7 protein-coding genes are annotated in these 7,575 nt (G+C 36.6%); 5 read left to right on the top strand and 2 right to left on the bottom strand.

The features are described 5' to 3' along the window. Nucleotides 1-431 precede the first annotated feature (431 nt). The gene (locus AAKU52_RS16775; RefSeq protein ID WP_354335674.1) at nt 432-1,436 is read right to left on the bottom strand and encodes a TlpA family protein disulfide reductase; all 1,005 of its coding nucleotides are present in this window, start codon (nt 1,434-1,436) and stop codon (nt 432-434) included. 358 nt (nt 1,437-1,794) lie between these two features. On the opposite strand from AAKU52_RS16775, the gene AAKU52_RS16770 reads away from it, so the two are divergent. The 3 genes from AAKU52_RS16770 (at nt 1,795) to AAKU52_RS16760 (ending at nt 3,157) form a co-directional block, all read left to right on the top strand. Further along, nucleotides 1,795-2,079, top strand: a complete 285-nt coding sequence (locus AAKU52_RS16770) for a type II toxin-antitoxin system RelE/ParE family toxin (protein ID WP_354335672.1) — start codon at nt 1,795-1,797, stop codon at nt 2,077-2,079. A gap of 13 nt (nt 2,080-2,092) precedes the next feature. Then, nucleotides 2,093-2,377: a HigA family addiction module antitoxin gene (locus AAKU52_RS16765; protein ID WP_354335670.1), complete on the top strand. Its 285-nt coding sequence runs from the start codon at nt 2,093-2,095 to the stop codon at nt 2,375-2,377. Between the two features lie 483 nt (nt 2,378-2,860). Then, nucleotides 2,861-3,157: an ATP-binding protein gene (locus AAKU52_RS16760; protein ID WP_354335668.1), complete on the top strand. Its 297-nt coding sequence runs from the start codon at nt 2,861-2,863 to the stop codon at nt 3,155-3,157. On the opposite strand, the gene ligD is transcribed toward AAKU52_RS16760, so the two are convergent. Continuing rightward, entirely contained in the window at nt 3,129-5,804 is a 2,676-nt protein-coding gene (ligD, locus tag AAKU52_RS16755; protein WP_354335666.1) for a DNA ligase D, read from the bottom strand. The two genes, AAKU52_RS16760 and ligD, sit on opposite strands and share 29 nt — an antisense overlap. 395 nt (nt 5,805-6,199) lie before the next feature. Here ligD and AAKU52_RS16750 point away from each other — a divergent pair, with 395 nt between their 5' ends. Continuing rightward, nucleotides 6,200-6,769 (top strand): RNA polymerase sigma-70 factor, encoded by a 570-nt coding sequence (locus AAKU52_RS16750; RefSeq protein WP_354335664.1) that lies wholly within the window; start codon nt 6,200-6,202, stop codon nt 6,767-6,769. A 69-nt stretch (nt 6,770-6,838) separates the two neighbouring features. Then, a complete protein-coding gene (locus AAKU52_RS16745) occupies nt 6,839-7,552 on the top strand; it encodes a FecR family protein (protein ID WP_354335662.1) in 714 nt (237 codons plus the stop codon). The last annotated feature ends 23 nt before the right edge of the window (nt 7,553-7,575 follow it).

Genomic DNA, 7,575 nt, shown 5'->3' with positions numbered 1-7,575 from the left:
AATACATAAAAATATCCTAAATAACAAAAAAAACAAGTGTAATTTATTGTTAATCAATTAGTTAAATCACATATTGCCTTGCAACGGTCTTAATAAACTATATCAGTCAAAATTAAGCCTAAGCAATATCTGCTGAATTAAATTTGTCTATCACCGCCTCCTCTGGTTTTTTATTCATTCTGAGAAAAACCTTTCCTTATACTATTTCTTGGTTAATTGGAAAAGTGCAAAGCGACGTCTAAGAAATTCACCATTTTTTGATAATAATACCTAAGAATTACTATTCTATTGTGTTTTTTCTAATAGATTGACAATATTTCTATTCAATTCATTTTCAAGGGAGTCACTATAACCATTAGATGTCCGAACAACCTTTCCTTCCCTGCTTATCAGGTAAAAATCTGGGGTCTCAAGTGTTTTATATGCCTTACTTAGCTTCTGTTCCCTAAGTATACAGGAAAATTTAAGCTATTGCTTTCGATGTATTTTTGTACCTGTTCAGTCGTTTCGTTGGTATAGATGTTAATGATGGAAAAATCTGCTGATGAAAACTTTGAATGCAGTCGGTTTAGCATAGGATTTGCTAAGGGATTGGCCGGACAGGCTGTTCCTCCAAAGACTACCAAGAGTAGCTTACCCGTAAAACTATCTTCAGGAACATGCAGTCCAGATAGGCTATTTAAGGATAGTTCAGGGGCTCTTTCTCCATCTTTAAGCATTTCAGTGTTCGGCAGGCTAAACCCAGAATTCACAAACGGCATTATTTTTATTTTTTTATCTGCAACAAAATTGTAGAAGATGTTTTCCGTGTAAAAATCTAAGCGACCTAACGAAAGACCTTCTTTATAGGCTGAGCCAGCCCCCGTGCTCTTTAGGTATAAGGGCAATAATGTCTTCTGGTCAATTAGTATTTGTTTATGCGTATAGTCATGGTTTCCATTTGAAATCATATCATAGCTTTTAATCAAAAAGTTATAACATTTTTTGCCATTGAATAAAGTATCTTTTTTATGAAAGATCTTTGAAGAATGGGCCTTAAATTCACTCTCCATCATGGTTGAAATATCTGCCATATGATACGAAACAGGTGATTTAGGTACATTCACTACATAAGTGCTATCAGTCAGGTTTATAGAGTAAAGTTTGCCAGCTAAATAGGTTTCCCTGAAAATGCTTTGACCAGAATTTAGATTAGTCTCCGTTATTTTATATTTTATTGTCCTATCAGGATTTAGTAAAATATCTTCATTTGTTACTCCCTCAGATATATCACCTTTACTAAAAGGGTTTTTTTCCATAAAACTAATACTATATCCAATACTATTAAGAGAATTTATTCTTTGCGTTGTTTTCTTGAAGATCTCTGCGGTTGTTGATTGAGCAGTCACGATGCTGGCCATAAAGAAGAGAAAAATAAAAGAGCTTGTTACTTTCATATTTGAGACAAAAGACATTACAGAATGTGAGGAATTTAAACCAAAATTACGATTATTCCGTTAATGTTTATTATAACTAATTATATGAAGAGGAGGTTAATTAAATTTGGCAAGAATAATAGATTCCTCGCTAATAAAGCCTATAAAACAATCTCATAGCTATCATTATTCCCTCCATTTTTGATAATTAACATTGTTGAGCATCTGCACTGCTACCGACAATTCCTCCAAATAAAAGATTATAATTGTCCAAAACAAATTTATATAGTGAAATTGCAGTTCGCAAGTTTGTGACCTCTGAAAGCAATAATTTGGTTTTCAATTCCGTAAGGTGTATCTTTACACCATACAGTCAATTATGATTGAAACTATTAAAAGTAAAGCCTTACGACTTCTTTGGGAGAAGGGAGATGGTAGTAAACTACCTCCTGTGCAGATAAAGAAAATAAAGCTCATTTTGCAAATTATCGACGATCTGGAAGAAGTGCCAGAAGATCTTGCAAATTTGATTTCGTTCAGGCCACATCCTTTAAAGGGCAACCTTCAAGGATTCTGGAGCCTAGATGTTACAGGTAATTATAGAATCATCTTTCGCTTTGAAAACAAAACTGCTTTCGATTTAGACTATTTAGACACCCACTAATATGAAAAGAGAAATGGAATTAACCCACCCGGGAGAACTTTTAAGGATGGAAATTGTTGAAGGTCGTGATTTAACCATCGCTAAAGCCGCTGAATTATTAGACGTTACAAGACCCACATTATCTAATATATTGAATGGTAAGGCCGCTATAACGCCTAATATAGCTTTAAGAGTTGAAACGGTATTTGGAGGTGCGGCACGTTTTTGGGTTCGTATGCAATCGTCATATGACCTATCAATAGCTAAAAAAGGGTTTATGGAGAATCCACCTAAAATCACGCGATATAAATTAGCATGATATTAATCAAACCTTTACTCCTTGGCAGTTAGAGAATCCTAAATACTTCTGGAATTGATTAACCCAGAAAACCACATTTAATGATAATCTTGATTCGTCTCCAAGTTGAGATGAAGGTTAAGTGCTATAGTCATTTCGACCGTAGTGGAGTTGCTCATATAGGGGAACTTAAATGCTGTTTTGCCTCCTAGTTGTAATTGCTCACGAAGAGTTAATAGTTCATCTTTTCAATTTGCTCTTCCCAATCTGTCTCTATTTTTCGGCTTAATCGATTGGATTCATATAAACCATTATCATTATTTCACCGTTTTTTGATAAAGTCCATTGTTGCTCCTGGAAACTTATGAAAGGACTTACAATCAAAAATCTTTCTTCCATCTAAAATTTTTTGTGAGCGGATTGTGAAAGCACTTTAACCGTCATTGTAATCCATGTGTTGACTGATATAGTTTAATTCATTTTGTCAATCTCTTCGTAAGTATATTGTTTGTATTCAATCCCGAACCTTCTAGCATTCTCTTCTACAGTAGTCCCGAATCCGGCTTTTTTTCTTCGGCTGTTTACCTCTTTAGCGTTCTCAATTGGCAAAACAATTATAGCACTTTTGGGACTTTAGGAGAAAAAGGCACGGGATTAGGGTTAAATTTATGTCATGAGTTTGCCTTAAAAAACGGCGGTCAGCTGTGGGTAGAAAGTGAACCCGGCACAGGCAGCACTTTTTATTTTACCATGCCTGCGCCACCAGCACCAATTAATCAAAAATTGATTGCGCCTTTTTAATAGCCTTTTCCAAATCTATTCCTGCGCCTAAAACCCCTTTAAACAAATCCCCCTCTACCTTTAGACGATCTACAGCATTAAAAATCGTAAAATCTTTCATTTTTAAACCTGGTTTAAGCTCTTCCCAATGCAAAGGCATGGAAACTGTAGCGCCAATTTTCGGCCTTAAAGAATATACACCGGCAATGGTTGCCCCAGGTCGGTTTTGTAAGAAGTCGAGGTACATTTTGCCCTTCCGTTTGGCAATCATTCTTTCTAGACTGGTAAAATCAGGAAGATTTTTATTGACAATATTTACAAGGATACGGGCAAAAAGTTGCGATTGATCATAAGTATATTTTGCAGCTAAGGGAATGTAAATATGCATTCCTGTAGAACCAGATGTTTTACAATAACAAGGAACATTAATTGCATCCAATACCTTTTTCACTTCTTTCGCTGCTTCAATAACCTGATCAAAAGTATGCTCATCAGGATCAAGGTCTATCACACAATAATCAGGATAGTCTGGCGACTGCATACGGCTAAACCAAGGATTCATTTCAATACAGCCCAAAGAAGCCATCCACAATAAAGTAGACTCGTCATCCCCCACCAGGTATTCTTTCTCTTCCCCATCACTGGTTTGATAAGGAAAAGTTTTAGCCCAATCAGGGACTTTATCTTTCACATTTTTCTGGTAAAAACTTGAACCATAAATACCTCCCGGAAAACGGTTAAGAGACATGGGACGGTCTTTTAAATAAGGCAAAATATAATCAGCCACCTGATAATAATAATTAAAGAGGTCTCTTTTGGTCACATTATCTTCAGGCCAATATACCTTACTCAAATTCGTGAATTTCAATTCATGTCCACAAACCTTACGCACCTGTGTTTCTTCTGTTGGATTCAATAAAGTTTTCCTTCCTGAGGCTCTTGGTGGTGTAATGGCTTGTTGATGGATTTCTTTTTCTACAAGGGTATCAGTTGCTGCAGCAGTTTCCCGGGTAACTTCTTTTGCATTTTTGTCTATTCGTAATCCCTGGAAAGAAGGATGTCGGAAAACCCCGTCACTCGTTACCTCGCTAAATGCTACTTCACAAACCAATTCAGGCGATAACCAGGTTGGCTTCGCTTTTGGTGGATGGGGTCTGAACCTTGATGCTTTGTTCACATCAGGTACACTATCAAAAGGACTTTCATCAGTAATCAAAGGCTTAAATTGTTCCATCAGTTCCTTTTGTACTTTATCTGAAAAGCCTGTCCCAACCTTCCCAACATAATTTAATACATCATCATCATAAACACCTAACAATAAGGAGCTGAATTGCTTAGCAGTAGCCTCATTTTTTGTAAAACCGGCAATAACAACTTCTTGTCTTTTACTAACCTTAATTTTCAACCAATCTTTAGAGCGGTTGCCAGGAGAATAAGCACTACTGCGTTTTTTCGCAATAATACCCTCCAGTCCCATTCTTTCTGCAGCATTAAAAAAATCAGTACCATTTGCAATAAAGACTTTACTGAGCAGGAGGTTTGCATTGTCCTTGGGAAAGATGGTTGCTAAAATAGCCTGACGTTGGTATAAAGGTAAATCTATCAAGTTTTTACCTTCATACCAAAGCAAATCGAAAACATAAAATACCAATTCACCGTCTGCTTCGCTGCGCCAGTTTTGCAGGTCACTAAATTTAGATCGCCCTTTTTCATCCAGCACTAAAATCTCCCCATCTAAAACTGCGTTCAGCTTCATCTCTGAGAGGGCCTTGTATATGGGGTAAAATTTATCATTAAAACTCTTTTGATTTCTAGAAAGCAGGTCAACCACTCCCTCCTTAACAAAAGCTATAGCACGATATCCATCCCATTTCACTTCATATTGCCAGTCAGGATTATCAAATGGCACGTCTACCAACGTTGCCAGCATAGGTTTCAAGCCCTGCGACCATTTGGCTTTTGGTGCATTTTTCAACAGTGACTTTATATCAGTATTACTTTCTGGAGGCTTCTGATTTGGTGTTGGTTCTACTAATTTTGTTTTTCTTGCCTTATTTGTATTGGTATTGGTTTGCTTTTTGCCTTCTTCAGAAGCTTGAGGCACCATTTCAATTTTAAGACCAGAAAGTACAGATTTATCTTTTGTAGTGATGTCTTTTGTAGAAGCATATTCATCTTTATGTTTGATCAGCAACCACCCATTTTCACCCATTCCGTGTGTTTTCACCAATGCAAACTCACCCTTCAATTTCTCACCATACAGTTTAATTTTTAACGACCCCTCTTTTAGTTGCTTTAATAAATGTTTCTCTTGAGCTTTCTTTCCTTTAATTTCAGCTATAGGTTCATAAGTTCCTTCATCCCAAACAATCACAGTTCCAGCACCGTACTCCCCTTCTGGAATAATACCTTCAAAATTGTGATAATTGTACGGGTGATCCTCTACCATGATGGCCAATCGTTTAACTTTCGGATCCATTGAAGGTCCTTTTGGAACTGCCCAGCTTTTCAAAACACCTTCCATTTCCAAACGGAAATCATAATGCAGCCGCGAAGCATCATGCTTCTGTATCACAAACAGCAGCGGTTCGTTTTTTTTACTTATTCCAATTTTTGGTTCAGCTGTTTTGGTAAAATCACGCTTAGCAACATATTTCTCAAGGCCCATAACTAAAGATTTTTTTCTTTAACAAATAAGCATATTCAAAAGTTTAGAATATTACGGTTACGGAAGGAAAACCATCCGTTGAGAAAGTGGTCACTAAAAGCACAAATTTAACAGAGAACGATATTCTTTAAAAAAGCACCTCCTTGAACAGCAGCAGTGAGTACCCTCTGGCAAAGAATAGACTTCACTAAGGAGAAGAGAAGTAGTGGGCATCTACTCCCTGAACTTGTGTTGCCCAGTATCGGCTATTATTTTTTACTCAGCCAATTGCGTTTTATAAGTAGAGCCTGTCGACACGTCCAGTTAACTTACAATTAACATAGAGATAATGTGAAGCATAAATTGCTATATTTACCTTTAGCCAAATTAATGAGTACTAAATATAGCATAGCATAATGAACATATTGTCTGATCAACATTTAGTTGATTTATTAGAAATCGACCAGGAAAATGCACACAGACTTATTTATCAACGTTACTCTTCACAGCTATATCATTCAGCCTATAATTTACTGCGGGATAAACAGCTTTGTGAGGATTTGGTTCAGGATCTCTTTGTTGACTTATGGATCCGTCGACATCAGGTCGAAATCAAAACTTTAAAAGCTTATTTATTTACCGCTATCAGGAACAGGTCCCTAATGAAAATCAGGGCAAAAAAAATCATTCTTGATGTTTCTGTAATTGAAATGCTAGCCTCTGATTATACTAGTGATGGCCCGCTCCTGGAAAAAGAGTTGAAGAAAATAATCAATAAACAAGTCAAAGATCTCCCACCAAAATGCCGTGAAATATATGTACTAAGCAGGATGGAGCAGCTTAGCCATAAAGAAATTGCTAGTGTCCTCCATATCTCAACAAAAACAATAGAAAAGCAAATCACGATTGCCCTTAAAAGACTGCGGACTTCTATTGGCCATTTACTTCTTTCAGCAATCGCACTGCTGTCAATTGTCTTTAATTAAATTTTCTTAAAAATAAACGGAAACTCTTTAGGGGGTACTTCTACTTTTTGCATCATACATAAGACAAACATGAAGAAGAGAGACGCAAACACAACAGTAAACGCTTCGAATGACTCCAGTAATCTGGAAAATCAGATTATCAATTATTTTGAAGCCCAGCAGAATGCGGATCCTGCTGAATTAAAAAATCAGGCAGAACACAATTACGATTGTGAAAAGGGCTATAACAATATCATTGATGAAATAGCAGATCGAAATGGAAAGTTGAGCTATCGGAAACACCTGTTTCAAATTGCTGCTTCAATCACTATTTTCTTGAGCATTTTTTCTGCGGGATATTACTATTATACCACCTTCTTAAATAAAGTTCCAGAAACAGTAATGCTCGAGAAATCAGCTGGAAACGGAAAGGTTATTAAAATAACACTTTCCGATGGGTCAAAAGTATGGCTAAATGCAGGGAGTAAAATCAGTTTCCCTAAAAGTTTCGGAAAAAGCAAAAGAGAAATCAGTTTGTTTGGAGAGGCCTATTTTGAAGTTGAACATGAACAGCACAGACCATTTATCATCCATACCGGGGCGATCATTACCCAAGTCTTGGGCACCAGTTTTAACATCAATGCTTATGCGCTGAATAAAAATATTAAAGTTACAGTCCTTACAGGAAAAGTGGCGGTATTGGTTCCTGAAAAGGATAAGCGAGGTACCCGTACTATAGTACTCCCTATTGTTAGGACAATAATTCTTACAATGTTAATTATTAATATTGTTATTGTTGCTTGAGGTGTGGGAATGTGGGAAACTCC

Origin of the sequence: Pedobacter sp. CG_S7, assembly GCF_040544395.1 — a bacterium.
GTDB lineage: Bacteria > Bacteroidota > Bacteroidia > Sphingobacteriales > Sphingobacteriaceae > Pedobacter.
Note: the sequence above shows the minus strand (reverse complement) of the source record. Positions and strands in the feature narration are given on the sequence as shown.